Origin of the sequence: Pseudomonas sp. PB120, assembly GCF_009761815.1 — a bacterium.
Classification (GTDB): Bacteria; Pseudomonadota; Gammaproteobacteria; order Pseudomonadales; family Pseudomonadaceae; genus Aquipseudomonas.
In genome coordinates, this window is record NZ_RWIN01000125.1 from 61,154 (window position 1) to 83,710 (window position 22,557).

22 protein-coding genes are annotated in these 22,557 nt (G+C 60.5%); all 22 read right to left on the reverse strand.

The features are described 5' to 3' along the window. Window positions 1-96: 96 nt before the first annotated feature. The 22 genes from fliJ to pseB all read right to left on the reverse strand — a co-directional run bounded on the left by fliJ (window position 97) and on the right by pseB (window position 22,527). Entirely contained in the window at window positions 97-546 is a 450-nt protein-coding gene (gene fliJ / locus EJA72_RS23250; RefSeq protein WP_157714170.1) for a flagellar export protein FliJ, read from the reverse strand. Window positions 547-552: 6 nt separating this feature from the next. Then, complete coding sequence (gene fliI, locus EJA72_RS23255; RefSeq protein ID WP_157714172.1) at window positions 553-1,911, reverse strand: flagellar protein export ATPase FliI; 1,359 nt, start codon at window positions 1,909-1,911, stop codon at window positions 553-555. Next, a complete protein-coding gene (gene fliH, locus EJA72_RS23260) occupies window positions 1,901-2,701 on the reverse strand; it encodes a flagellar assembly protein FliH (protein ID WP_157714174.1) in 801 nt (266 codons plus the stop codon). The genes fliI and fliH overlap by 11 nt, the downstream gene beginning before the upstream one ends. 7 nt (window positions 2,702-2,708) lie before the next feature. Further along, window positions 2,709-3,728, reverse strand: a complete 1,020-nt coding sequence (fliG, locus tag EJA72_RS23265) for a flagellar motor switch protein FliG (protein ID WP_007894195.1) — start codon at window positions 3,726-3,728, stop codon at window positions 2,709-2,711. Continuing rightward, window positions 3,721-5,508: a flagellar basal-body MS-ring/collar protein FliF gene (gene fliF / locus EJA72_RS23270; RefSeq protein WP_157714176.1), complete on the reverse strand. Its 1,788-nt coding sequence runs from the start codon at window positions 5,506-5,508 to the stop codon at window positions 3,721-3,723. The genes fliG and fliF overlap by 8 nt, the downstream gene beginning before the upstream one ends. Before the next feature lie 14 nt (window positions 5,509-5,522). Next, complete coding sequence (gene fliE, locus EJA72_RS23275) at window positions 5,523-5,852, reverse strand: flagellar hook-basal body complex protein FliE (RefSeq protein WP_008072611.1); 330 nt, start codon at window positions 5,850-5,852, stop codon at window positions 5,523-5,525. Between the two features lie 230 nt (window positions 5,853-6,082). Next, the gene (locus tag EJA72_RS23280; protein ID WP_157714178.1) at window positions 6,083-7,468 is read right to left on the reverse strand and encodes a sigma-54 dependent transcriptional regulator; all 1,386 of its coding nucleotides are present in this window, start codon (window positions 7,466-7,468) and stop codon (window positions 6,083-6,085) included. A gap of 5 nt (window positions 7,469-7,473) precedes the next feature. Next, a complete protein-coding gene (locus EJA72_RS23285) occupies window positions 7,474-8,685 on the reverse strand; it encodes a PAS domain-containing sensor histidine kinase (RefSeq protein ID WP_157714180.1) in 1,212 nt (403 codons plus the stop codon). A gap of 109 nt (window positions 8,686-8,794) precedes the next feature. Further along, complete coding sequence (locus tag EJA72_RS23290) at window positions 8,795-10,270, reverse strand: sigma-54 dependent transcriptional regulator (RefSeq protein ID WP_157714182.1); 1,476 nt, start codon at window positions 10,268-10,270, stop codon at window positions 8,795-8,797. Between the two features lie 173 nt (window positions 10,271-10,443). After that, window positions 10,444-10,740: a flagellar protein FliT gene (locus EJA72_RS23295; protein ID WP_157714184.1), complete on the reverse strand. Its 297-nt coding sequence runs from the start codon at window positions 10,738-10,740 to the stop codon at window positions 10,444-10,446. Between the two features lie 10 nt (window positions 10,741-10,750). Then, window positions 10,751-11,146: a flagellar export chaperone FliS gene (gene fliS / locus EJA72_RS23300; protein WP_157714186.1), complete on the reverse strand. Its 396-nt coding sequence runs from the start codon at window positions 11,144-11,146 to the stop codon at window positions 10,751-10,753. A gap of 134 nt (window positions 11,147-11,280) precedes the next feature. Next, a complete protein-coding gene (fliD, locus tag EJA72_RS23305; protein WP_157714188.1) occupies window positions 11,281-12,723 on the reverse strand; it encodes a flagellar filament capping protein FliD in 1,443 nt (480 codons plus the stop codon). Between the two features lie 83 nt (window positions 12,724-12,806). Next, window positions 12,807-13,163 (reverse strand): flagellar protein FlaG, encoded by a 357-nt coding sequence (locus tag EJA72_RS23310; protein WP_157714190.1) that lies wholly within the window; start codon window positions 13,161-13,163, stop codon window positions 12,807-12,809. A gap of 70 nt (window positions 13,164-13,233) precedes the next feature. Further along, window positions 13,234-14,085, reverse strand: a complete 852-nt coding sequence (locus EJA72_RS23315; RefSeq protein WP_157714192.1) for a flagellin domain-containing protein — start codon at window positions 14,083-14,085, stop codon at window positions 13,234-13,236. A gap of 237 nt (window positions 14,086-14,322) precedes the next feature. Further along, complete coding sequence (locus EJA72_RS23320) at window positions 14,323-14,595, reverse strand: hypothetical protein (RefSeq protein ID WP_178129543.1); 273 nt, start codon at window positions 14,593-14,595, stop codon at window positions 14,323-14,325. After that, window positions 14,592-15,884 carry a motility associated factor glycosyltransferase family protein gene (locus tag EJA72_RS23325; RefSeq protein ID WP_157714194.1) on the reverse strand — a complete coding sequence of 431 codons (1,293 nt, stop codon included), beginning with the start codon at window positions 15,882-15,884 and terminating at the stop codon, window positions 14,592-14,594. Before EJA72_RS23325 ends, EJA72_RS23320 begins: the two co-directional genes overlap by 4 nt. A gap of 79 nt (window positions 15,885-15,963) precedes the next feature. After that, a complete protein-coding gene (locus EJA72_RS23330) occupies window positions 15,964-16,890 on the reverse strand; it encodes a ketoacyl-ACP synthase III (RefSeq protein ID WP_157714196.1) in 927 nt (308 codons plus the stop codon). A gap of 228 nt (window positions 16,891-17,118) precedes the next feature. Continuing rightward, window positions 17,119-18,171, reverse strand: coding sequence for a pseudaminic acid synthase (pseI, locus tag EJA72_RS23335; protein WP_157714198.1), 1,053 nt, complete (start codon window positions 18,169-18,171; stop codon window positions 17,119-17,121). After that, on the reverse strand, window positions 18,164-19,669 hold the full coding sequence (pseG, locus tag EJA72_RS23340) for a UDP-2,4-diacetamido-2,4,6-trideoxy-beta-L-altropyranose hydrolase (protein ID WP_157714200.1): 1,506 nt from the start codon (window positions 19,667-19,669) through the stop codon (window positions 18,164-18,166). The genes pseI and pseG overlap by 8 nt, the downstream gene beginning before the upstream one ends. Next, entirely contained in the window at window positions 19,666-20,361 is a 696-nt protein-coding gene (gene pseF / locus EJA72_RS23345; protein WP_157714202.1) for a pseudaminic acid cytidylyltransferase, read from the reverse strand. Before pseF ends, pseG begins: the two co-directional genes overlap by 4 nt. Window positions 20,362-20,365: 4 nt before the next feature. Continuing rightward, a complete protein-coding gene (gene pseC / locus EJA72_RS23350) occupies window positions 20,366-21,529 on the reverse strand; it encodes a UDP-4-amino-4,6-dideoxy-N-acetyl-beta-L-altrosamine transaminase (protein WP_157714204.1) in 1,164 nt (387 codons plus the stop codon). Further along, a complete protein-coding gene (pseB, locus tag EJA72_RS23355) occupies window positions 21,526-22,527 on the reverse strand; it encodes a UDP-N-acetylglucosamine 4,6-dehydratase (inverting) (protein WP_157714206.1) in 1,002 nt (333 codons plus the stop codon). Before pseB ends, pseC begins: the two co-directional genes overlap by 4 nt. Window positions 22,528-22,557: the final 30 nt, after the last annotated feature.

Consider the following 22,557-nt stretch of genomic DNA (forward strand, 5'->3'; position numbering starts at 1 on the left):
AGTACGCCATCGCGAGCAGGCTCGCTCCCACAGGTTGACCGTATCCCCTGTGGGAGTGAGCCTGCTCGCGAAGAACGATAACGCGGTCCACCTGACTCAATACGGATCCTGACGCGGCAACCGCTGGGACAACTCATCCAGCAATTTCTGCTCGCGCTTGTCTTCCAGCTGCCGCGCCTCATCGGCGTAACGCTGCACCAGCTTGCGCAAGCCTTCAACCCGGGCGAACGCCGCCTGCCAGGTTTCACGCGCTTTGTTCAGGTTGTTCTGATGCCAGGCCAGGCTCTGTCGCTGCTGATCAATGGCCGTCCCCAGTTGCGCGAGAAACCCCTGATAACCCAGCAACCATTGCCCCGATACGCCGCTGCTGCCGCGCACGATCCACTGTTCCTGATAGTCGAGGCGAAACGCTTCGAGGTCGGCGAGCTTGCTTTCGGCCAGGCGAACCTGCCCCTGGAAGTGCCCCAAACGCTGAGCGGCGGTCTTCTCGGTCTTTTCGGCCATTTGAACCACTGGCGCCAGACGCCCTGCCCGACTCTGGGCCATGGTCGATTAGCCGCCTGCCGCAGGGGCGAAGATCGAGCCGAGATAGGCTTCGCTTTCGCCCAAGCCGATGCTGTCGTTCAGGCCCTGGCGCAGGTAGCTGACCAACTGCGGCTGCAAGGAAATCGCGAGATCGGTTTCCCGGTCGCCGCCGGCAACGTAGGCGCCGACACTGATCAGGTCCCGACTCTGTTGATAGCGCGACCACAGCTGCTTGAAATACTGGGCGCGCATCATGTGTTCAGGCGACACCACCGACGGCATGACCCGGCTGATGGACGCTTCGATGTCGATGGCCGGGTAATGGCCTTCTTCCGCAAGACGCCGGGACAATACAATGTGCCCGTCGAGCACGCCCCGCGCCGCATCGGCGATCGGGTCCTGCTGGTCGTCGCCTTCGGACAATACGGTGTAGAACGCGGTGATCGAACCGCCGCCCTTCTCCGCGTTACCGGCCCGCTCCACCAGTTTCGGCAACTTGGCGAAAACCGAAGGCGGATAGCCCTTGGTCGCGGGCGGCTCGCCAATGGCCAGGGCAATTTCCCGCTGGGCCTGGGCGAAACGGGTCAGGGAGTCCATCAGCAACAGGACGTTCTTGCCCTTGTCGCGAAAATATTCGGCGATTCGCGTGCAATACATGGCAGCACGCAGGCGCATCAGTGGCGCATCATCCGCCGGCGAGGCGACGACGACGGAACGCTTGAGGCCTTCTTCACCGAGGATGTGTTCGATGAATTCCTTGACCTCACGACCCCGCTCACCGATCAGGCCGACGACAATGATGTCGGCCTCGGTGAAGCGGGTCATCATGCCCAGCAGCACACTCTTGCCGACGCCGGTACCGGCGAACAGGCCGAGACGCTGGCCGCGACCGACCGTCAACAAACCGTTGATGGAGCGGATGCCCACGTCCAGCGGCTCGCTGATCGGTTCGCGCTTGAGCGGGTTAATCGTCGGGCCATCCATCGGCACCCAGTCTTCAGCCTTCATCCCGCCCTTGCCGTCCAGCGCGCGACCGGCGCCATCGAGCACCCGTCCGAGCATGCTCATGCCCATCGGCAAGCGACCGGTATCGGCCATCGGCACCACGCGGGCACCGGGCGCAATACCGGCCACGCTGCCGACGGGCATCAGGAATACTTTGCTGCCGGAAAAGCCCATGACTTCGGCTTCGACCTGCACCGGGTGATAGCTGTCGTCATTGATGACCATGCAGCGACTGCCCATGGCGGCGCGCAAGCCTTCGGCTTCGAGGGTCAGGCCGACCATGCGCAGCAGGCGACCTTCGAGGATCGGTGCGCCGGCCAGCTCCGTGGCCTCGGCGTAGCTGCCCAGGCGCTTGGCGAAGCTGGTGCGATCAAGGCGCATCGGGATCTTCCAGTGCCGGGGCGACCGCAGGTTTGTCGTCGACCGGCAATTGCAGGCTCAGATCCGGCGCGGCCGGGTGCAGGGCCTGTTCGTGCAACTGATCGAACAGTTTGTCCATGACCCGCGCAACACGGGTTTCGACCGTGGCGTCGATGCGACTGTGCTCGGTCTCGACCCGGCAACCGCCAGGCAAAAGAGCTTCGTCCTCGACGATGCGCCAGGTTTCCTCATGGCGCTCGCGCAGGGCTTTGACCTGTTCGAAATCCTGTGGATTGATGTACAGGCGCACATTGCCCACACCCAGCGGCAAGAGCTTGAGGGCTTCGCGCATGACGTGTTCGATCTGCGTCGAATCGATGGCCAGCTCGCGCTGAATCACCTGTTTGGTGATGTGCTGCACGAGGTCGACCAAGGACTTTTCAATCTGTGTGTCCTGCTCGGCGATGGGCTCGAACAGGTTCCCCATCAGCTGCTCCAGGCCAGCAATCTTGGCCGCCAGCGCCACGTCGGCCTCCTGACGGACCTTGAGTGTGGTGCTGTGGAAACCCTCTCGTTCGCCGGTGGCGAAGCCTTCGTTGTAGGCTTCCTGGCGAATGCCTTCCAGTTCTTCCAGGGTCAGTGGCTGGACTTCTTCCAGCGGCACTTCCTCCATTTCCGGAGGCTCGGGCTCGGGTTCCGGCTCGGGTTCCGGCACGAAAGGGTCGAAACTGGGCAACGACCAAACGTCGAAACCACCGACGTCCTTGGCACGAATCAGGTCGGTCTGGGACTCATCATGTTTGGACGACATAGTGACCTTAGATCATCTCTTCGCCGCCCTTCCCGCCGAGAACGATTTCTCCGGCTTCGGCCATACGGCGGGCAATGGTGAGGATTTCTTTCTGTGCGGTTTCCACGTCGCTGACGCGGACCGGGCCCTTGGCCTCGAGGTCGTCGCGCAACAGTTCGGCGGCACGTTTGGACATGTTCTTGAAGATCTTCTCCTTGACGCCTTCGTCCGAACCCTTGAGGGCCAGCACCAGCACGTCGGAGGACACTTCGCGCAACAGGGCCTGGATGCCACGGTCGTCGACATCGGACAGGTTGTTGAACACGAACATGAGGTCTTCGATCTGACCGGACAGGTCTTCGTCGACTTCGCGGATCGAGTCCATCAGCTGACCTTCGATCGAGCTGTCGAGGAAGTTCATGATGTCGGCCGCACGCTTGATGCCACCCAGGGTGGTGCGCGAGGCATTCGAGTTGCCGGAGAACTGCTTCTCGAGAATCTGGTTGAGCTCTTTCAACGCGGCCGGCTGCACGGTATTCAGCGAGGAAACCCGCAGAATGATGTCCAGTCGCACCTTGTGGTCGAAGTTGCCCAGCACTTCGCCGGCCTGGTCGGGGTCGAGGTACGCCACGACAATCGCCTGGATCTGCGGGTGTTCGTAACGAATCACGTCGGCGACGGCGCGCGGTTCCATCCACTTCAGGCTGTCGAGGCCACTGGTGTTGCCGCCCAGCAGGATGCGGTCGATCAGGCCGTTGGCCTTGTCTTCGCCCAGTGCCTGGGTGAGCATTTTGCGCACATAGTCGTCGGAGCCGACGCCCAGGCTGGTCTGGTCGCCGACGATGTCGACGAACTCGCTCATGACCTGCTCGACCTGCTCGCGGTGCACGTTGCCCATCTGGGCCATCGCCACACCCACACGCTGGACCTCTTTGGGCCCCATGTGGCGCAACACCTGGGCAGCATCAGTCGAACCGAGGGACAGCAGCAGAATCGCGGCTTTGTCGACCTTGGTCAGTTTGGCGGCAACGGCTCGGTTATCACTCATCTGCGTTAATCCACTCTTTCACGACCTGGGCCACGCGACCCGGATCTTCTGCCACCAGACTCTTGATTGCATTCAACTGTGCGTCATAGCCTTCGCTCGGGCTCGGCAGCAGGATGCTTTGCGGGCCGCCGAGGCTGACGCGGTCGTTGGCCAGTTCGCCATCCAGGCCGCCCATGCCACCCAACTCGACGTCGCTGCCAATGCCGGCCAGCTGTTTGCCTTTGCCGCCACCGGTGATGTTGTTGAGCACCGGACGCAGCACACCGAACACCAGCACCAGAATGAACAACACGCCCAGGACCTGTTTGACGATGTCCCAGAACCACGGCTGCGAGTAGAACGGAATATCGGCAATCACTTCACCGCGCTCGGCGGAGAACGGCATGTTGATCACGCTGACGCTGTCACCACGGCTGGCGTCGAAACCGACGGCGTCCTGCACCAGGCGAGTGAAACGCGCCAATTCGTCGGCGCTCCAGGGTGCGCGAGTGGTTTCACCGTTGGCGGCGTTGATCTTGACCTGATCATCGACCACCACCGACACCGACAGGCGATTCAACCGGCCCTGCTGCTGTTTGGTGTGGCTGATGGAGCGATCCAGCTCGAAGTTCTTGGTGGATTGTTGACGCTTGTCGGCCGGGTACGGCGCCAGCATCGGCTGCCCGGTGGCCGGGTCCATGATTTGCTGACCGTTGGCGTCAATCAGTGGCTGGCCTGGTTGCACCATGCCTGCCGATGCGGTCGAACCACCGGTGGTTTGCGGCGCGGAAGCCGGTGCTGGCGGTTGATTGCTCAACGCCCCCGGCACACCTTGAGGACCATTGCTGGCGGTGCGCTGCTCATTGACCGACTGCTCGCTGCGCAACGCCGGCTGGTCCGGGTTGAACTGCTCGGAGGTGGACTCGACGGCACTGAAATCCACATCCGCCGAGACTTCGGCTTTATAGCGGTCGTTGCCCAGTACCGGTTGCAGAATGTTGTGCACGCGCTGGGTGAGCATGCTTTCCATGCGACGGCTGTAATCGAATTGCTTGCCGGCCATGGTCAGTTCAGAGTTTTCCGCCTGATCCGAGAGCAATGTGCCCTTCTGGTCGACGACGGTAATCTGGGATTTGCTGAGCTCGGGAACGCTGGTCGCGACCAGGTTAATGATCGCCAGTACCTGGCCTGGCTCCAGCGAACGACCGGAATACAGCTCCACGAGTACCGAGGCGCTCGGCTTGCGCTCGTCGCGCACGAATACCGAGCTTTTCGGAATCGCCAGGTGCACGCGGGCGCCCTTGACGTTGTTCAGGCTGGAAATGGTGCGCGCCAGTTCACCTTCGAGGCCGCGACGATAACGGGTCGCTTCCATGAACTGGCTGGTGCCCAGGCCCTGGTCCTTGTCGAGGATTTCAAAACCGATGTTGCCGTCGCTGGGAGTGACACCAGCGGCCGCGAGCTTGAGCCGCGCACGGGACAGGTCATCGGCCTTGACCAGCAAAGCTCCGGAATTGGGTTCTACGGTGTAGGGAATATCGGCGGAGGCCAGGGTATCCATGACCTGTTTGGCGTCCATGCCGGCAAGGCTGCCGTACAGGGGCCGGTAGTCCGGTTGCTGGGACCACAACACCACGGCAAAGCCAATCGCCACGCTCGCAGCCAGGCCGACCAACAGGCCCACCTGACGCAACATGGTCATCTCGGAGAGGTTTTCCAGGACTGACAATCCGAACAGCGGCGGTTTGCCGTCTATCGGGGTGGCCTTGGCCGGAACGTTATCGGCGACTGCTTCTGCCATGACTCAATTCGTCCTTAAACCGGCATCTGCATGATGTCTTGGTATGCCTGAACCAACTTGTTACGCACTTGGGTCAACGCCTGAAAGGACACGCTGGCCTTTTGCGAGGAAATCATCACGTCCGTCAGGTCGACGCCGCTTTTGCCGATTTCGAAGGCACTGGCCAGTTGATTCGACGCTTGCTGCGTGTCGTTCACTTTATTGACGGCCTGACCGAGCATGTCGGAAAAGCTGCTGCCACCCAGTTCAGGGACTGCGGCAGTCGATTTAGGCGCAGACATGGCATCCATTTGCATGGAACGCATATCCAGCATCAACCGATTAAATTCAATACCTTGGCTCATCGTCTATTCTCGTTGGCGACCCGCAATTTTTTGACACTCACTCGGCGGGTAGTGAGGTGTTAGCAACAAGGGTGCCAGCTCCATGGCCACTTTAAACAAAAGCCCTTCATTAACGTGCAACCTGTAGGAGCGAGCGTGCTCGCGATGGTCGCGAATAAAAACGCGGGGCAACAGGATTGGCTCGGCGCTCTTTAGTCCATCGCGAGCAAGCTCGCTCCTACGGGGTTGAATCAGGTGGCGAACAGGTAGGCTTCCACGTCCATTCCCGCATCTCGCATTTGCGCCAACTTGTAGCGCAACGTGCGCGGGCTGATGCCCAGACGCTCGGCCGCTTCCTTTCGACGGCCGCGCTCGGCGCGCAGCGTGTCAATGATCATCTGAAATTCACGGCGACGCAGGTCATCGCCCAGCGCACCGGCGGACTCAGCCTCGGCTTCAACAATTCGCACAGGTGTCGCCGTCAATGCCGGCAACGGCGCGCAGGCGACCGGCCCGGCGAGGCAGAAATCCTGCGGCTGGATCAATCCGCCCTGCTGCAGAATCAATGCCCGCTGAATGGCGTTATCCAGCTCGCGCACGTTGCCCGGCCACGGATAACCGATCAGGCACGCCTGAGCTTCAGGCGACAGTCGCGCCGCGGCATGCTTCATTTTATTGACGTGTTTGGCCAAGAGACGCTCGGCCAGCGGCAGGATGTCGGCGGTGCGCTCGCGCAGCGGGCGCCAGGCCAGCGGGAACACCGAGAGGCGATAGTAAAGGTCTTCACGGAAACGCCCCGCCGCCACTTCCCCGGCCAGATCCCGGTTGGTGGTCGCGACGACCCGAATATCCAGCGCGATCGGCTTGCGCGCACCTACCCGTTCAACTTCGCGCTCTTGCAACACCCGCAGCAACTTGGCCTGGAGACCGAGGGGCATTTCAGAGATCTCATCGAGCAGGATAGTGCCACCATCGGCCTGCTCAAACTTGCCGGCCTGGGCCGCGATGGCGCCGGTAAACGAGCCCTTCTCATGACCGAACAATGTGGCTTCAAGCATGTTGTCGGGAATCGCCGCGCAGTTGATCGCAATGAACGGCTGACGGGCGCGATGGGAGTGCTGATGGATGTAGCGCGCCAGCACCTCCTTGCCGGTCCCGGACTCACCGGAGATCAGCACCGTGGAATCACTGCGCGCAACCCGCGCGGCCAATTCCAGCAGCTGCGCACTGGCTGGTTCAAACGCCACAGGCCCCTCGCTGTCGGCAACACCGAGACTACCCAGCGCATGACGCGCCACCAGGTCGAGCAACGCCTTGGGCTCGAACGGCTTGACCAGATAATCGACCGCGCCCTGACGCATCGCATCGACGGCACGCTCGACGGCGCCGTGAGCGGTCATCAGCAACACCGGCAATTGCGGCTGGCGAGCCCGCAGCCATCCGAGCAACTGATGACCGTCCATGCCCGGCATGTTGACGTCACTCAGCACAAGGCTGAAGGCCTCGGCGCCGACCGCCTCCAGCGCTTCTTCCGCCGAACCCACGGCCTTGTAATCGTGCCCGGCGAGCAACAGCGTATCGGTCAACGCTTCGCGTAGCGCGCGGTCATCCTCGACCAGTAAAACCTTGATCCCCATGTCCTCTACTCCGCACCCTGAACGCTGGGTTTCTCATTCGAAAACAGCGGCAGGATCAGCTGCGCGCACGTGCCGCGACCGGGTCGCGAGCGCAGCTGCAATTCACCTTGATGAGCTCGCGCCACAGCCTTGACCACGGTCAGCCCAAGGCCGGTCCCGGTGGTTTTGGTGGTGAAAAAAGGCTCACCCAAACGCGCCAGCACCTTGCTGTCGATGCCACTACCGCTGTCACTGACACACAGGCGCAGGGCGTTGTCGCGGGTATAGAGATGGACTTTCAGACGCACATTGCCGGCACTGGCCTGGATGGCGTTCTCGATCAGGTTGAGGATCGCGCCGACCAAGGTGTCGCGATTACACAACAACTCACCCGCATGGCTGTCGCACTGCCAGCGGACCGGCAGATCCTGAACGTGAGTCAGCGCTGCCGCTTGCAGCGCCTGCATCAACAGCTTCGGCGTGACGCGATCCGTCAGCGGCAACTCACCGCGAGCGAACACCAGCATGTCGCGAACCTGATGCTCCAGCTCGTGCAGACGCTCTTTCAGGCGCCCGGCAAATCGTTGCTGGGTGGCGACCGGCAACGCTTGCTCAGTCAAATGACTGGCGTAGAGCAGCGCTGCGGACAAGGGCGTACGGATTTGATGAGCCAGCGATGCGACCATTCTGCCGAGGGACGACAAGCGCTCGTGCCGCGCCAGTTGATCTTGCAGGTGCCGGGTTTCAGTCAGGTCATTGAGCAACACCAACTGACCGGGCTCTGCGTCCAGCGAGCGAGTCGCGATGGAAAGACGCCGACCGTCCTTGAGGGAGATTTCGTGACCGTCGTCCTCACGCGGCGCAAAACAACGCGCAATCACATGGCGCCACAACTCGCCTTCGAGGGGCAGGCCGAGCAATTCAATGGCAGCGGGGTTGGCTTCGCGAACGATGCCTTGGGCATCGATGACAATGACGCCGCCCGGCAACAGATCCAGAAGGTTTTGCAGCCGGTTGGCCAGGCGTTCTTTTTCCGCCAGTTCCTGCATGCGTTGGGCGCTGACGACTGCCAGTTCACCCTTGAGCTCGGTCACCCGGGCTTCGAGCATGCTGTAGGAGTCAGTCAACTGGCTCGACATTTGGCTGAACAGCGCGAATGCCTGCTCGAGGCCAAGCCGGCTTGCCTGCTCTACGGACGTAGCGTCAGGGACATAAGATATCTGGGCGGCTTGGGGCATCGTGCTCACTCGCTGGCTGACCGTCATTTAAACGGAACGTTGCGAGGGACTTAGCAATACCCGTGCCTAAAAAAAACTGCCTACAAATGAATGACTTGAAAAACAGGCGTCAATCATCCGCCTGTTCATCACCGTCACGACGACTCATGCCGTACTTGCGCATCTTCTCCACCAGGGTGGTGCGTCGAATACGCAAGCGCTCTGCCGCACGCGCCACGATGCCATTGGCATCATCCAGCGCCTGCTGAATCAGCCCTTGCTCCAGGCCACCGAGGTAGTCCTTGAGGTCCAGGCCTTCCGGCGGCAACATCGCGCCGGCAGAGAAATCCGGGGTGTGACCGTTGATGGCCACGCGCTCTTCGAGATCGCTGCGCAGGCTGTCGACCAACTGCTCGTCTTCATCGTCGACGTAGCGGAATTTCTTCGGCAACTCGACCACGCCGATCACGCCGTACGGATGCATGATCGCCATGCGTTCCACCAGGTTGGCGAGCTCGCGCACGTTACCCGGCCAGCCATGACGGCACAGCGACATGATCGCTGCGGAGTTGAAACGGATCGAACCACGCTTCTCGTGCTCCATGCGCGAGATCAATTCGTTCATCAGCAACGGAATGTCTTCGACGCGTTCGCGCAACGGTGCCATCTCGATCGGGAACACGTTCAGGCGGTAGTACAAGTCTTCGCGGAAGGTGCCGATCTCGATCATGCTTTCGAGATTCTTGTGGGTCGCGGCGATGATGCGCACGTCAACGCTCTGGGTCTTGTTGCTGCCCACGCGCTCGAAGGTGCGCTCCTGCAACACGCGCAGCAACTTGACCTGCATCGGCAGCGGCATGTCGCCGATTTCGTCGAGGAACAGCGTGCCGCCGTTGGCCAGCTCGAAACGCCCGGCACGGCTGGTGATCGCCCCGGTAAAGGCGCCCTTCTCGTGGCCGAACAATTCGCTTTCCAGCAACTCGGCCGGGATCGCCCCGCAGTTGACGGGTACGAACGGCGCTTCGCGGCGCTTGGAGTGATAGTGCAGGTTGCGCGCAACCACTTCCTTGCCGGTGCCGGACTCACCGAGGATCAGCACGCTGGCATCGGTGTCGGCGACTTGCTGCATCATCTGGCGGACGTGTTGAATCGCCCGGCTGGTGCCGACAAGGCTACGGAAAAGATTGGGCTCACGGTGGCGACCGCGCTCGCGGGCCTGGTCGTACATCTCGCGATAGACCTGGGCACGGTGCAGCGAGTCGAGCAGTTTGCTGTAGCTGGGTGGCATTTCCAGGGTCGACAGCACTCGACGGCGCTGGTCGTCCGGCAGGTCAACGGAAGAATTATCGCCCATTAACAAAACCGGAAGGAACTCATCCCAGGTAGAGAGTGTCTTTAACAAGCCCGGAAGTGCACCAGGTGCATTGACCGTTCCAATGAGGACACAGATCACTTCACGACTTGACGACAAAGAGCCGACAGCCTGCTGCCAGTCATGGCTCCCGCAGGGTAAATTTTCTTCACCGAGAAAATTCAAGATCACCGCCAAATCGCGGCGACGGACGCTATCGTCATCAATCAGCAGAATTTTGGTTTCACGCCACATGCAATAGCAACTTCCCTAGTCAACTCAATGCCCGAAATGATGGGGCAAGCTAGACGCTTGCAGACACGTTACGCCTGTAGACGCCTGAAATCTGGAACCAGCCACTAGTTAAGTCAAAAAACCGTGCACAGTCAAATTTATGGCGCACTTAGTTTGGATTAACAGAGGATTAATTAACCAAACAGATGGTAAACCTTTGCGGCGTTCTGTGCTTGATGGATCTGCGACATCTCGTCGACAATCGCCTGCCTTTCCCCCATGGCCGCCTCGAGCAGCTGCTTGTACACCCCCAGCAACTCCTCAAGGTTAACGCGCAACGCGGCCTCATCCAGCATCGCCTCACTCAAGACGTCTTCCATGCAGGAACGGCAAGCCAGGTCCAGTTCACCAATGGCTTCCCAGTTGCGCTCGGCCAATGCACCGACCAACGCTTCGCGGGTCTGTTCGATTCGCTGCAATACAAGACTCATGGTGATCTCCTCAAAACTGCGGACTTGGCTCTGCGATGCCGTCCCAGCCGTCTTTGACGGTGCGAAGCAGATCGGCGACTTCATCCAGGATCACTGGATCGGTCTTGATGTTGGCCTCTGTCAGGCGCTGCATCATGTAGACGTAGAGATTATCCAGGCGCTCGACTTCGTCGGCCTTGTTCTCAAGATCCAGGCCCTCGCGCAGGCCGCCAATGATGCCAATGGCCTTGCTGATCAAGACACCTTTACCCGGAATGTCGTTACGCTCCATGGCCCCTTTGGCCTGAGCGATGCGATCCAGCCCACCCTCCATCAGCATCTGCACCAGACGGTACGGACTGGCCTCGGAGACTTGAGCTTGCGCTCCAACTTTCTGATATTGCCGAAGGGCCAACATCGGATTCATGTTCTTACCTCATCACAACTCTAGGGCTCGCCTGACCAATATATCGTCGGCGAGTCAAAAAACTTTATAGCAGAAGACAAAAACCCGGCGCGTTCAAAACGCAGCCGGGTTTTTTTGTACCATAAATTTAACGATCAGGCTTTGGCTTGAGCATTCATGGTGTCGAAGAACGAAGTAATGTTGCTCGCCGTCGCCTTCATCTGCCCGACCAACAGGTCCATCGCATTGTACTTGGCGGTCAGCGTTTTCGTCATCGACTCCACGCGCAGATCCAGTGCGGCCTGCTGAGTCGTCAGGTCGGTCTTCTGCTTGCTCAGGCTCGTGGAGCGCTGGTCCAGGATGCCGCCGGTGGACGCGTACGGGCTCATCGCCGTTTTCATCCGGGCCAGCAGACCGTTGGTGCTGTTCGTACCGGTGAACAGCGTTTGCACCTGACTGCCCAGCGATTTGTCTTTCATCGCCGTGTTGAACTTGGTGGTGTCAAAGTTCAAGGTACCGGCTTTCTGATCAGTGGTGATACCCAATTGCGCCAGCACCGACAGTTGCCCACCAGGGCCTGGGGTGGTCAGCTCTTTGCGGATATCGGCAAGGAGCGAACGCGGCAGGGAGTCACCGGTCATAGGTGCAGAGACCGTCAGCTTGCCATCAGCGTCGGCAGTGGCCTGTGTCAGCGAGTTAACTGTTTTTACCAGCGTGTTGTAGGCATCGACGAACGACTGGATCGACGTCTGCAAACCGGTCGTGTTGGTCGCAACGGTCACGGTCGAAGTGCCCGCAGCCACCAGGGTCATGCTCAAGCCGCTCACCGCCGAGCTGACGGTGTTGGTTTTGCTGGTCACCGCCAGGCCATCGATCGACAGGCTCGCATCAGTGGCCAACGCACCGATGGTTCCGGAACTGGCCGGATCCGGCAGGGTCTGCCCCGGGTTCGAAGGATCGGGAATGGTCCCCATCACCTGCGTGCCGTCGATGTTCAGGCCTGCGATACCGCTGACCACCATGTCCGAGCCCTTGCCGGTCGTGGTCGACCCGATGACCAGCCGCGAGCCGTTGCTGTCAGTGACGATGTTGGCCGAAATACCCTGGGCGCTCAGCGTGGTGTTGATCGCATCGCGAGTGGTCTGCAGCGTCGCACCGGCAGGAATAGCAACGCTGTAGTCAGTGCCATTTTGACTGATTTTCAGAGTACCAGTCGGAATGGCACTGCTCGCACCGCCGGAGAAATTAGCACTGGCAACTTTGGAGCTGGTAGCCAGATTGTTGACTTTGATGGTGTAAGTGCCATTGACGGCGGTGTTGTCAGAGGTCGCGGTCAGTACTGTGGACGCCGACGACGTCGCTGCGAAACCGCTGAACGAGGGGCTGGTCGCACTGCTCAGTTTATCCATCGCGGCCTGATAGGCGGCCAGGGCACTTTTGAGCGCGCCGACACCCGAAATTTTCGCGGTGTTGATCGTGGTCTGGGTTTTGATCTGGTTCTGCTTGGCCGAACTGTCGGCGTTGACCAGTGCGGTTACGATCGAACTGATGTCCAGGTTGGAGCCAAGGCCCGTACCGGTTGTAATTGGACTTGCCATGTACATCTCCCTAAATGTCTGCCGCCGGTCTTTTGACCGATCACGCCGTCATATCAACGCACAAACACGATTCATGCCAGCTGTCAGGCTTTGGCGTCAAACAGCACGTTGCTTGCAGTGTTCAAACTTTCCGCCAGCTTCAAGGCTTCTTCGGAAGGGATCTGTCGCACCACTTCACCGGATTCCGTGGCAATCACTTTAACAACCACTTTTCCGGACGCCTCATCAATCGAGAATTCCAGATTCCGCTTGATCGACTGGACGAACTTCTCGATTTCCTGCACAGCCAGTTTCAGCTTGTTCGGATCCGAGTCTTTACTGCCAGCCACCGACTGATCGGTATCGCTTGCGCTGTAGGAAACGCCAGCCGATTGAGCAACCGCCGCGTTCGCCGGTTGAGCCGCCGGGTAAGACAAGTTCAGCTTTACGCTCATGTCCATGTCCATCACTCCTGAAACTAAAAAGCGAGAGAGCACGACAAGCGCACTCCCCCGCTAAAACTCAACCGAATTACTGAAGCAGTTTCAGTACAGCGGAAGGCAACTGGTTGGCTTGAGCCAGAACAGCGGTGGAAGCTTGTTGCAGAGTTTGCTGTTTGGTCAGGTTGGCAGTTTCAGCAGCGAAGTCGGTGTCTTGTACACGACCCAATGCAGCAGAGGCGTTTTCGTTAACGTTCTGCAGGTTGGAGATGGTGCTGGTCAGACGGTTTTGCGAAGCACCGAGGTTGGCGCGGACGGCGTTGACTGTTGCCAGAGCCGAGTCGATCGCGGTGATTGCACCGTCGATTGCCGAGAAAGCAGCAGCCGAGGTAGCACCAGTCAGAACAGTAGTACCCGAACCAACAGACAGGCTGGAAGCAGCGAAGCTGGTGCTCAGGGTCAGGGTGATCTGGTTGTTGGTACCGGTGTTGGAACCTACTTGCAGAACCATCGAACCAGCCGAACCGTCCAGCAGGTTTTTGCCGTTCAGGTTGGTGCTGGAAGCGATACGAGTGATCTCGTCCGACAGCTGGATGAATTCGGCGTTGGTTGCGGTACGGTCAGCAGTGATGTTGGTACCGTTACGGGCTTGAACAGCCAGTTCACGCATACGCTGCAGAATGTTGGTGGTCTCTTGCAGCGCGCCTTCAGCGGTCTGCGCCATCGAGATACCATCGTTGGCGTTTTTGATGGCTACGGTCTGACCACGGATCTGGCTGGTCATACGAGTAGAGATCTGCAGGCCGGCGGCGTCGTCTTTAGCGCTGTTGATTTTCAGGCCGGAAGACAAGCGAGTCATGGAGGTCGACAGAGCATCCGAAGCACGGCCCAGGTTCTTTTGAACGTTCAGGGATGCAACGTTAGTGTTTACGCCTAATGGCATGATGAATTCCTCGTTGGTTGGGTACTGGCTTCCGGCCCTGGCAACCGCCGGGTATGGCCTAGAGAACCTTCGTAGTAGTTATCGTCGCGATTGCAGGTTGCTTGAGGGCTTTTTGAAAAAAATTTGCCATCACACTGCCACCCCTAAGAAAACAAAGGCTTGCAAGACACCCGAGAGAGGAAAAATGACGTCAGAGAATTGCCGGCGACTTCAATCGCATCAACCGGCAATGAACATTCAAACCCGGGACTGGCCCGTTTCGAGCAAATCAACCAATTCGTATTCCATCGAGTCCGCCAACCCCAGCCAGTCCTGCGCTTCCTGGGCGGCGAACATCGACATGAGCAATTGCGCCCACTGTTGCTGAATTGCCTGAGGCATTTGATCGAACAGTGCCTGCGACTTTTCGAAGACATCGACCATGTTTAGCGCCGCCTCGACATCACGCCCCAGACGGAACAACTGCGCGCATTGGCGGCAATCGCTGATGCAGTGTGCGAACCCGTTCACTGTACGAACTCCTGATTGAACGTGGTACCGACAATCATCGCGCCCGCCCGACTGCTGTTGAAAAAACTTACCTTCGGGTGCCCGGCGATGTAGCGCTCCAGTTCGCACAGGTAACTGCGGAAATTCAACTGCGTGCTGACCCGCTGGCCATTGCCGTCGAGCACCCAGTGCCGGGCCTGGCTCACGCCCGGCCCCAGGTCGCCATCGCCCCAGCCGGCATGGGTTTTATTCATGGGGAACGCAAAATCGGCGCCGAACAGGGTGATGCGGTCCGCGCCCATTTTCACCGCGAGGTCCACCGCCGGATGAATCACGCTGCCGCCCACGTACAGCTCAGCCTTGGGTAGCGCCTGACGCAACGCGGCATAAACCGGGCTGGCGGAGTACCCGACGTAACGGGCACCTTGCCAGGCGGCCAGGACCTGCGGGTCGCTCAGGGGCAAATAGACCAAGGGGATGTCGCCCGTGTCCTCGGGCGGCAAGTGCCTGAAGCCGATGCGCTGGTCGATGCTGACCACGATGTCCGGCGCAATGCCGTGCTCGCGCAAGGGACGGTAGGCGGTGTCGACGCTGATGAACAACGGCCGAGGTTCTTGCTCGCGGATGGCACGAAGCTGTTCGAAGTGGTGTTCGAGGCTAGGCCCCGTGGCGATGACGTACACCTCTCGCCCTGAGCAGGTCGAGAACAGCTCAGCAACGTCGGCGTCCTGGCTGACGAGTTCAAGACTCTCTTCCAGTCGCTGAATGATCTCCGGAGAGTTCGGATCGAACTCGCGATTGTTGAAGGCCAGGTGCACTTCGCTGATCAGCCGATCACGGATCTTCGCGTTGAAGTCGTCCGCCAGCAGCATCTCGGCGGGCAAGGCAAAAAACGGCATGTAGATGTCCGGCGCATCACCGGCGTACCTCAACTCGATCCGCGGGTCGTTGAGCCAGTGCTGTTGATCGAGCAACTGCAGGGTCAACCGGAAAATCGCGCCGTTGAGGATATGCACGAACACACGCTGAATATCGGCGTTTTCAAGCAGTACGGTCGGCAAGTCGCCCAGGCCCGTGCCATAGACGTGCACCACTGGGGCGTCCGACGGCAGGCTGGCAGCCTGCAGGCGTGCTTCACGCGTGCGGTCATGGCGACTGGTGAGCTGAATGCCGGAAATGCTCAGGGTCGAGCCCAGGCCTTCCACCAGTTCAGCCTGCTCTTGCATGCTGCGTTCAGTGATCAAGCGCGCAAACAGCGCCGGCCAGCGTCGCTCTATCACCTGAGCATTGTGGTCAAAGCTGTCGCTCATATCGCCTCGCTCGCCATACAAAAAAAATAGCGCTCAAGATTACACCTTGAGCGCTATTTTTTATGCCACAAAGTTCACGTCAAGGGCGATAAATGATCGCCGAACCCCAGGACAGGCCGACCCCGAAACCGCTCAGCGCGACGCGCTTCCAGCTGGAATCGAGAACGTGTTTTTCCAGGAGCAACGGAATGCTCGACGACACGGTATTGCCGGTCTCGACCATGTCCTTGATGAACTTTTCCGGCTCACCTTCGAAGCGTCGCGCCACCGCGTCGACAATTGCCGCGCTGCCCTGGTGAATGCAGAAGGCATCGACATCGTCAGCGGTCAGTTGCGAATCGGCCAGCAGTTCATGCAAATGCGCCGGGACTTTGAGCAGTGCGAAGTTGAACACCTGGCGGCCGTTCATGAAGAACACGCCATCGGTCACTTTCAGGTGCGGTGCACCGGAACCGTCGGTGCCGAACTTCGCCTTGCCCAGCAGCCAGGGTGCGTTTTCGCCCATCCAGGTCGCGGTGGCGGCGTCGCCGAACAGCATGGTGGTGTTGCGGTCTTCCGGGTCGACAATCTTCGAATACGGATCGGCGGTGATCAGCAGACCATTCTTCAGGCCCGCGGCTTCCATGAAGCCCTTGATCGCGTAGAGGCCATAGACATAGCCGGAGCAGCCCAGGGAAATGTCGAATGCCGCCACGGTCGTTGGCAGGCCCAGTTTGTCCTGAACGATGGCCGCGGTGTGTGGCAGGCCTTCTTCGTCACCGTTCTGGGTGACAACGATCAGCACGTCGATGGCTTCACGTTTCAAATCAGGGGTGTTGGCGAACAGCGCGTTGGCTGCTTCGACACACAGGTCCGACGTTTCCTGACCATCGTCTTTGCGTGGCAGGAAAGCGGAACCGATCTTGCCCAGGATGAATTCTTCATCCTTCTCGAATTTTGCACCTTGTGCGTAATTGTCCACGCCGGCTACAGGAACGTAGCTCGCAATGCTTTTTATGCCAATCATTACGGCTTCCCAATAATAAACAGCCCAATACCACCGCTCGTAATGATTCGAGGGGCGCCGACAAACAAAGAAAAACGTCGCCCCGAAGAGGCGACAGCGGGAAGAGCAAAGGGCTATCACTGGGCCAGACACAGACCAGGCGCCACCTTCCCGATTGATACAATACAGTGAAGATGCGCGTTATGACTCGCAGGTCACGCTATTTTGCCGAATCAAAGCGATGAGCCGTTATTCGACCAACGACCAGTCCAGCGGCGTCCCACGCTTGATGGCGTGGCGCGCGCGGCGTTCCAGAAGGGTTTGCGCGTGTTTGGGGGCCAGCCCCAGGCCTGGACGAATGGCGCGCACATTGGCGCTCGAGAACGCTTCACCGGCCACCATGTCCTGAGTGACATACAGCGACCGCCGGTACACCAGCGACTTCTGCTCGGCTTCGGTGACGCCGTAATGCACCTGGCCCATGGCCTGCCAGGCGCGCTCGGTTTCGATCACCAGGCTCGCCAGTTCAGCGGGCTCCAGTGAAAAACTGGCGTCCACGCCACCGGCCGAGCGGTCGAGGGTGAAGTGCTTTTCCACCACCGTCGCCCCAAGCGCCACTGCCGCCACGGACACGCCAACGCCCATGGAGTGATCGGACAGGCCGACTTCACAGCCGAACAATTCACGCAGATGCGCAATCGTGCGCACGTTGCTGTTGGCGGGCGTCGCCGGGTAGGTGCTGGTGCATTTGAGCAAGACCAGGTCCTTGCAGCCGGCCTCGCGGGCGGCGCGCACGGTCTCGTCGAGTTCGGCGATGCTGGCCATGCCAGTGGAAATGATCAACGGCTTGCCCGTCGCGGCCACCCGCCGAATCAACGGCAGATCAGTGTTCTCGAAACTGGCGATCTTGTAAGCCGGCACGTCGAGGCTTTCGAGAAAGTCCACGGCGCTGTCATCGAACGGCGTCGAGAAGGCGAGCATGCCCAATTCCTTGGCCCGGGCGAAAATCGGCGCGTGCCATTCCCAGGGCGTATGCGCCTTTTCGTACAGCGCGTACAGCGAAGTACCGGCCCACAGGCTGTTCGGGTCCTTGATGAAGAACTCGCCCTCGGACAGGTCCAGGGTCATGGTCTCGGCGGTGTAGGTTTGCAGCTTCAAGGCATGCGCGCCGGCCTTGGCCGCGGCGTCGACGATCTGCAGCGCCACCTCAAGGGACTGGTTATGGTTGCCACTCATTTCGGCAATGATGAACGGCGGCGCATCGGCACCGATGGAGCGATTGCCGATCTTGAAACTAGTCATTGCTGTCATCCTTCAATACGCGCGTGAACGCGCAGGCACTCTGAGTAAAACCGGCTTCGCGGAACACTTTCAACGAGGGCTGGTTCTCTGGCAACACTTGGGCCGTGATGGCCTGCAGTTGCGGCCAGAGGGCGCGCACGAACGCTTCGCCTTGCGCCAATAGCGCCCTGCCCCATCCCAGGCCGAATCGACCTTCGAACAGGTAAATCGAGACCTCCGTTTCAACGTCGCGCAGGTCGTAACGCAGCACACCGACCGGGCCGTCATCGGCTTCGGCGATCAGCAGCAAACGCTGCGGATTGCTCAAACTGGCCGTCAGCCAGTCTTGATGTTGCTGCCAGTCAATGATGCCGGAGTCCAGCGACCAGCGCCGCACCGCTTCGGCATTACGCCCGTCGAACAGCAACCGTGCGTCGTCTGACGTTGCCGGACGCACCCGCAACACCGCACCGGCCAGCGCTGCCGCAACGCGCTTCGCGCCCCGACCATCGACCAGCTGCCGCGAACGTTCGGCCAGGCTCTGGCGCAGCCCTTGATTGCCGGCGACAAAACCGATCGCCTGACGCAATTGTTCAACGCTGACCTGCTCGCGAGGCCCCAGGTACACATGCGCGCCCGACGTTGCCATCACCTCGCCATTGGCTTGCTGATTATTCGACACCGCGATGCAGATCGTCGGCAGCCCCAGGGCCGCGCGCTCCCAACTGGTACCGCCGCCGGCGCCGACAAACAGGTCGGCCTCGGTCATCAATCGGTAGAAGTCGCTGACAAAACGGTGCAGGCGCCAGTTCGGACGATTGGCCGCCAGCCGCTGCATTTTTTCCCAGGCCGGGTTCTCGGCACCGGCCACAAAATCGACTTCAAGCCCGGGCAATTCTGCCAGCGCCAGCATCGCGTGGTGCGTCTGCATCGCGGCATCGAAGCCGCCGAAGTTCACCAGCACCCGCTTCGCCCGGGGTTTGATCTCGATCGCCGCGCCGCAGAATTCCTCTCGCAGCAGGGCAAAACCCGGGCCGAGCAACGCTTGGCATCCGCGTGGCAGCAACGCGGTGTAAGCCTCCGGCGTGCCGGACAAATTCTGATTGAGCAGCAGATCGACGCTGTAAGTGCGCGTCGCCAGGTCGTCCACCGCGGCAATCCGTGGCGCCCAGTGTCGGGCTGCGGTTTGCCAATGATGATCGAGGCCGTAGTGGTCGACGATGATCCAGTCATACGCCGATTGGTTTTCCAGCGCGAGTGCCAATGCATCGATGTCCGCCTGCCACGGCAACATCGATTCGATGGCCTGCTGCGGGTCTTCATCGGGATAACGAGCCGGCAGCGCGAAGGTTTCAAAACCTTCCGCCGCGAGCATGTCCAGCCGATGCCCGGGCAACTGGCGGCAGGCAAACGCGACGTGCGAGCCTTGCTGGCGCAAGGTTCTGGCCAGCGGCAACAAGCGAGCGATATGGCCGCTGCCAATGGTGGGCGACGCATCGGCGCGAATCAGCACTCTCATTGCACTTCACCACCGGCCTTGAGCGCGGCGTACAGGTATTCGGCACGCTTCCAGTCTTCGGCGGTGTCGATGTCTTGCACCAGATGCCTGGGCAGGATCACCGGCAGGCTTGCCGTCGAAAACAACGCATCACCGCGCAGCCAGGCGTCGCTGCGCCCCCAATAAAACTGGCCGGCGTCCTGGAAGGCTTCAGGGAGATCCTGGGAACGGGTCTGGCGAAATTCCGGGTAGAGCGACGTCAAGGCGCCCTCCTCGTCGAGGACCAGCGCACGCTGCACCGGGAAGCCGAAACCGGCGACGGAAAACGCGAAGGACTTGTGTGGATGCTGGACCAGCAGCTCCTGCCCCTGACGCAAATAACGCGCCTGCAACAGCGGCGCAGTGGCATAGATGCAACAGGCAAAATCGAACGCCGGCAGTTGCTGCAAGGCATGCACCACGACCGCCGCGGTGCCGGTGAAATCGTCGGCCAGTGCCGCGGGCCGCATAAATGGCACTTGCGCACCGTGCGCCCGCGCCACGTCGGCGATTTCTTCATCGTCGGTGCTGACGATCACCTGATCGAACAGGGCCGAATCCAGTGCGGTGCGGATCGACCGGACGATCATCGGCACACCGTCGAACGGCTTGAGGTTCTTGCGCGGGATTCGCTTGCTGCCGCCACGCGCTGGAATGATCGCAACGCTGCTCAAGGTCTTACTCCTCAAGGACCAGCCGCCGCAAATGCTCGACCACGTAGTCCTGTTGTTCATCGCTCAGCAAGGGGAACAGCGGCAGGCTGATCGCCTCGGCGTAGTAACGTTCGGCCTGCGGAAAATCGCCCCCGGCGAAACCCAGGTCGCGATAGTACGGCTGCAAATGCACCGGGATGTAATGCAGGTTTACACCGACGCCGGCAGCCCGCAAGCCTTCGAACACCTGTCGATGGCTGAGGCTGATCCGGTCCGTCTGCAACCGCACCACGTACAGGTGCCACGCCGACTCAGCCTCGGGTTGCGCACAGGGCAACGTCAGGGGCAGGTCGGCGAGCAACCGCGCATAACGCGCCGCCAGTTCCCGTCGACGTTCGATAAAACCGTCCAGCTTGCTCAACTGCGACAGGCCGAGGGCGGCCTGCAGATCAGTGATTCGGTAATTGAAGCCCAGCTCTACTTGCTGGTAATACCAAGGGCCGTGACTGGCTTCGGTCATCTGTCGCGGATCGCGGGTCATGCCGTGGCTGCGCAGGCGCTGCAAACGCTCGGCCAGCTCCGGGCGGTTGGTCAGGACCATGCCGCCCTCGGCGGTGGTGATGATCTTCACCGGGTGGAAACTGAACACCGTCATCGCCGCGAACTCACCGCAACCCACAGGACGCCCGGCGTAGCTCGCGCCGACCGCATGGGAGGCGTCTTCGATCACGGTAAAGCCATAACGCTCCGCCAGCCCGGCGATCATGCGCAAGTCGCAACTCTGGCCGGAGAACGCCACCGCCACCAGCACCTTGGGCAAGGTGCCGTCGCGCTCGGCCTGTTCAAGTTTTGCCGCCAGCCCATGGGCGTCCAGATTCCAGGTCAGCGGATCGATGTCGACGAAGTCGACCTCGGCCCCGCAGTAGCGACCGCAATTGGCCGATGCCAGGAAGGTGTTGGGCGTGGTCCACAGCCGGTCGCCCGGCCCGAGCCCCGCCGCCAGGCAGGCGATGTGCAGCGCCGCAGTGGCGTTGCACACGGCCACCGCGTGACGGGCCTGGCACCGTTCGGCCATGGCCTGCTCGAATCGCTCGATGGTCGGCCCTTGTGTCAGCCAGTCGGACTGCAACACGGCGACAACCGCATCGATGTCTGCCTGATCGAGACTTTGCCGACCATAGGGAATCATGCCGACAGCTCCGCGTGCAGGTCAGCGATCTGGCCCACCGAGAGGAAGTGCGGGTTGGTGTCGGAGCGGTACTCGAAATCTTCGCTCACTGGCCGGCCCCGCTCGCCCAGTTTGTCCACGGCAAAATCCACATCGACGCTGGTGAAGCGAATCGACGGCTGGATCGTGTAGTGGTCGGCGAACTCCAGGGTCATGCGGGCATCGTCCAGCGGCACCATCAGTTCATGGAGTTTTTCGCCCGGACGAATGCCGACGTTTTTGTGCGGCAGGTGCTCGGCCATGCCCCGAGCCAGATCGACGACGCGAATCGACGGAATCTTCGGCACGAACACTTCGCCGCCATGCATGCGGGCGAAGCTGTCGAGCACGAACTGCACGCCGTGATCGAGGGTGATCCAGAAGCGCGTCATGCGCTCATCGGTGATCGGCAGCTCTTGCGCGCCTTCGGCGATCAGCTTGCTGAAAAACGGCACGACTGAGCCGCGCGAGCCGGCCACGTTGCCGTAGCGCACCACGGCAAAGCGAGTCTGCTGTTCGCCGGCAATGTTGTTGGCCGCCACGAACAGTTTGTCCGACAGCAGTTTGGTCGCGCCGTACAGGTTGATCGGGCTGGCCGCCTTGTCGGTGGACAGCGCGACGACTTGCTTCACGCCGTTGTCGATGGCGGCGGCAATGATATTTTCCGCGCCGTTGACGTTGGTGCGAATGCATTCTGTGGGGTTGTACTCCGCCGCCGGCACTTGCTTGAGGGCGGCGGCGTGCACCACGTAGTCGATGCCGCGCATGGCCTGACGCAAACGCTCGCCATCGCGCACGTCGCCCAGGAAGTAACGCATGCACGGCGCGTTGAACGTCTGCTGCATTTCGTATTGCTTGAGCTCATCGCGCGAAAACACCACCACGCGCTTGGGCTGGTATTGCTCCAGCAACCGGCGGATGAAGTTGCGCCCGAACGAGCCGGTGCCGCCGGATATGAAAATCGATTTACCGTTGAACATGCCGCGAATCCTTTTACCTGTGCACCAGAC

Bases quoted from the DNA above. Each gene is read 5' to 3' on its own strand.
- fliJ (WP_157714170.1), bottom strand. From the start codon at position 546: ATGGCCCAGAGTCGGGCAGGGCGTCTGGCGCCAGTGGTTCAAATGGCC.
- fliI (WP_157714172.1), bottom strand. From the start codon at position 1,911: ATGCGCCTTGATCGCACCAGCTTCGCCAAGCGCCTGGGCAGCTACGCC.
- fliH (WP_157714174.1), bottom strand. From the start codon at position 2,701: ATGTCGTCCAAACATGATGAGTCCCAGACCGACCTGATTCGTGCCAAG.
- fliG (WP_007894195.1), bottom strand. From the start codon at position 3,728: ATGAGTGATAACCGAGCCGTTGCCGCCAAACTGACCAAGGTCGACAAA.
- fliF (WP_157714176.1), bottom strand. From the start codon at position 5,508: ATGGCAGAAGCAGTCGCCGATAACGTTCCGGCCAAGGCCACCCCGATA.
- fliE (WP_008072611.1), bottom strand. From the start codon at position 5,852: ATGAGCCAAGGTATTGAATTTAATCGGTTGATGCTGGATATGCGTTCC.
- EJA72_RS23280 (WP_157714178.1), bottom strand. From the start codon at position 7,468: ATGGGGATCAAGGTTTTACTGGTCGAGGATGACCGCGCGCTACGCGAA.
- EJA72_RS23285 (WP_157714180.1), bottom strand. From the start codon at position 8,685: ATGCCCCAAGCCGCCCAGATATCTTATGTCCCTGACGCTACGTCCGTA.
- EJA72_RS23290 (WP_157714182.1), bottom strand. From the start codon at position 10,270: ATGTGGCGTGAAACCAAAATTCTGCTGATTGATGACGATAGCGTCCGT.
- EJA72_RS23295 (WP_157714184.1), bottom strand. From the start codon at position 10,740: ATGAGTCTTGTATTGCAGCGAATCGAACAGACCCGCGAAGCGTTGGTC.
- fliS (WP_157714186.1), bottom strand. From the start codon at position 11,146: ATGAATCCGATGTTGGCCCTTCGGCAATATCAGAAAGTTGGAGCGCAA.
- fliD (WP_157714188.1), bottom strand. From the start codon at position 12,723: ATGGCAAGTCCAATTACAACCGGTACGGGCCTTGGCTCCAACCTGGAC.
- EJA72_RS23310 (WP_157714190.1), bottom strand. From the start codon at position 13,163: ATGGACATGAGCGTAAAGCTGAACTTGTCTTACCCGGCGGCTCAACCG.
- EJA72_RS23315 (WP_157714192.1), bottom strand. From the start codon at position 14,085: ATGCCATTAGGCGTAAACACTAACGTTGCATCCCTGAACGTTCAAAAG.
- EJA72_RS23325 (WP_157714194.1), bottom strand. From the start codon at position 15,884: ATGAGCGACAGCTTTGACCACAATGCTCAGGTGATAGAGCGACGCTGG.
- EJA72_RS23330 (WP_157714196.1), bottom strand. From the start codon at position 16,890: ATGATTGGCATAAAAAGCATTGCGAGCTACGTTCCTGTAGCCGGCGTG.
- pseI (WP_157714198.1), bottom strand. From the start codon at position 18,171: ATGACTAGTTTCAAGATCGGCAATCGCTCCATCGGTGCCGATGCGCCG.
- pseG (WP_157714200.1), bottom strand. From the start codon at position 19,669: ATGAGAGTGCTGATTCGCGCCGATGCGTCGCCCACCATTGGCAGCGGC.
- pseC (WP_157714204.1), bottom strand. From the start codon at position 21,529: ATGATTCCCTATGGTCGGCAAAGTCTCGATCAGGCAGACATCGATGCG.
- pseB (WP_157714206.1), bottom strand. From the start codon at position 22,527: ATGTTCAACGGTAAATCGATTTTCATATCCGGCGGCACCGGCTCGTTC.